The organism is Pseudoalteromonas sp. S558, from assembly GCF_005886635.1.
GTDB classification, from domain to species: Bacteria; Pseudomonadota; Gammaproteobacteria; order Enterobacterales; family Alteromonadaceae; genus Pseudoalteromonas; species Pseudoalteromonas aliena.
Genome location: NZ_PNDU01000524.1, coordinates 1 through 2,837 on the forward strand (window position 1 = coordinate 1; position 2,837 = coordinate 2,837).

General features: G+C 43.5%; 1 protein-coding gene. It reads right to left on the bottom strand.

All coding sequences use genetic code 11. From position 1 onward, the window contains the following. Positions 1–105: 105 nt before the first annotated feature. Positions 106–2,751 carry a phosphoenolpyruvate carboxylase gene (gene ppc / locus CWB66_RS21240; RefSeq protein ID WP_077535099.1) on the bottom strand — a complete coding sequence of 882 codons (2,646 nt, stop codon included), beginning with the start codon at positions 2,749–2,751 and terminating at the stop codon, positions 106–108. Positions 2,752–2,837 lie beyond the last annotated feature (86 nt).

Sequence of the window (2,837 nt, forward strand, 5' to 3'; positions counted from 1 at the left end):
TTTACTTAGCCCACTAGGTTACAAACCTCGCGCCGCGATTAAATCGCCCCTAGATTGAATAAATTTCAATCCACAAAGGTCAACACGCCCTAACAAAATAACCTGTTAACCAGTATTGCGCATACCTGCTGCAATGCCCGTCATTGTTATCATTAATGCATTATCAATATCACCTTCGTTGTGCTTGTCGTTTGAACGCGCACGACGAAGCAGCTCAACCTGTAATAAATTAAGTGGATCGGTGTACGGGTTACGTAAACTAATTGACTCTTTGATCCAAGGCTGCTCAGCTAACAGACTTTTTTGCGGGCTCAGCGATTGCACTAAAGTAATGGCTTCTTTAAGCTCTTTACGAAGCGTGATACCCAGTGGTTTGTACATATCTTCCACCAACGCGTTATCGTAATGCTCACTCAACCAACAATCGGCTTTACTAAATACCATTTCTAACATTTCTAGGCGCGATCTGAAAAACGGCCACTGCAGGCTCATTTCGTTTAGAGTTTGTGCACCATACTTCTCAAGCGCTGCTTTTAAACCGGTTAACGCACCTAACCATGCAGGAAGCATTAAACGGTTTTGACTCCAAGCAAAAATCCACGGAATAGCACGTAAACTTTCAACGCCACCATTGGGATTACGTTTTGCAGGGCGAGAGCCAAGCGGAAGTTTAGACAGTTCAAGTTCTGGCGTTGCCATTCTAAAGTAAGGCACAAAGTTTTCGTCGTGGCGAACTACATTGCGGTAGTGTTCACACGACTGTTCACTAATGAGCTGCATTACTTCACGCCACTGTGGTTTTGGCTCCGGTGGTGGTAATAAGTTACTTTGCAGTACTGCGCCTGCGTAAATATTTAAGCTTTGCAGTGCAACATCGGGTAAACCAAATTTAAAGCGGATCATTTCACCTTGCTCGGTTACACGCAACCCCCCTTTTAATGAGCCTGGCGGTTGCGAATGAAGCGCTTGTGCAGCAGGTGCACCACCGCGCCCTACGGTACCACCACGGCCATGAAATAAAACCAGCTCAATCCCACGTGCATCAGCAAGTTGTACAAGTTTATCCATTGCTTCGTACTGCGCCCAACCTGCTGCCATCATGCCGGCATCTTTGGCCGAATCAGAGTAACCTATCATTACATTTTGCGTGTTTTTAATGTGCCCGCGATACCAAACATTATCAAGCAACGTGGTAATTACATCACTGCCTGCGTTTAAATCGTCGAGTGTTTCAAACAATGGCGCTACGGGTAAATCAAAGCTACAGCCACTTTCTTTTAACAATAGTTGTACCGCTAAAACATCTGATGCGGTGCGCGCCATCGAAATAATATACAGGCCAAATGTTGCCTCATCTTGCATGGCAATAACATCAAAGGTATCAAGCACTTCTTGTACATCAGCGCTGGGTTGCCAATGCTTTGGAATAAGCGGCCTACGCGAGTTAAGCTCGGTTAGTAAAAAGGCTTGTTTGTCTTGCTCTTGCCATTGGTTGTAATCGCCTAACCCTAAATAACGAGTCAGCTCTGAAAACACATCACTGTGGCGCGATGAATCTTGGCGTACATCAAGTTTAGCTAAACGCAGACCAAAACTGTTTATGCGGTATAGTAAATCAAGTAATAATCCATTAGCGACCACATTCATATTGCATTTTAACAATGAGCGATAACAAACTTCTACCGGTTGCCTAAGCTGGTTAATATCGGTGATGAGATCTTGTGAATCACTGCGCTTATTTTTAATTTTAGCGCCAAGATGCACAACGGTTTCAGCGACTTGATTTTTGAGTTTTTTCAGTACGGCTCTGTATGGTTCAAAATCTTGCCCCGCTAGTTCAATAAGCTCATCGCTGGCATCCGACATAGATAATTCAGCACTGAGCGTGTCTAGATCATGGTTGTATAAATCAAGCGCCATCCAACGACCATGATCAAGTACTTGAGTGGTCACCTGCGCAGTTACAAATGGATTGCCATCACGGTCTCCCCCCATCCATGAAGTAAATTCAATTGGACTATAATTAGCGGGTAATTCTAAGTTTAACTGCGCTTTAACATTTGCTGAAAACTCACGTAAAAAACGTGGAACCGCGTGCCAAAGACTATTTTCAATGACCGCATAACCCCATTTTGCTTCATCCACAGGAGTGGGTCGCGAGCGACGAATATCATCGGTATGCCATGCTTGACTGATAAGCTGTTCAATGCGATTTAAAATGTTACTGCGTTCTTGGGGTAAATTATCTTTTCGCTCAAGTGAAGCCAAACAATCACTCAATTCAACATGTTTGTTAATAATTGTGCGACGCGTCACTTCGGTAGGATGAGCGGTTAATACTAGATTTATGTGGAGTTTTGAGAGTGTTTCGGCCAAATGATTACTGTCTAGTTGGCCTTCTTGTGCCTTTGTCGCTAACGCTTTTAATGTTTGAGTGAGAGGATTAAGTTGGCCAAGGCCAACATCATTAAAGCGCGAAACAGTATGAAACTGCTCAGCAACATTAGCTAAATTTAAAAAATGATTAAATGAACGGGCAACTGGTAAAAGTTCTTCGTCACTCAGCGCGTGGAGTACTTTTATTAGCGCTTGACGGTCGTCTTCGTTACCACTGCGAGATGACTTTGATAAAGCACGAATTTCTTCTACTTTGTCTAAAATCGCTTGGCCTTGAGCATCTTTAATAGTTTGTCCAAGCAGTTGTCCAAGCAAATTTACATTGCCTCGCAAGGCGGTATATTGTTCACTCATTTCTCATTCTCCTTTGTCCTAGGGTCTGTTGACCTTTCAGGATTAAAATTTGTTCAATCTAGGGACTATTTAATCGCGGCGCGAGG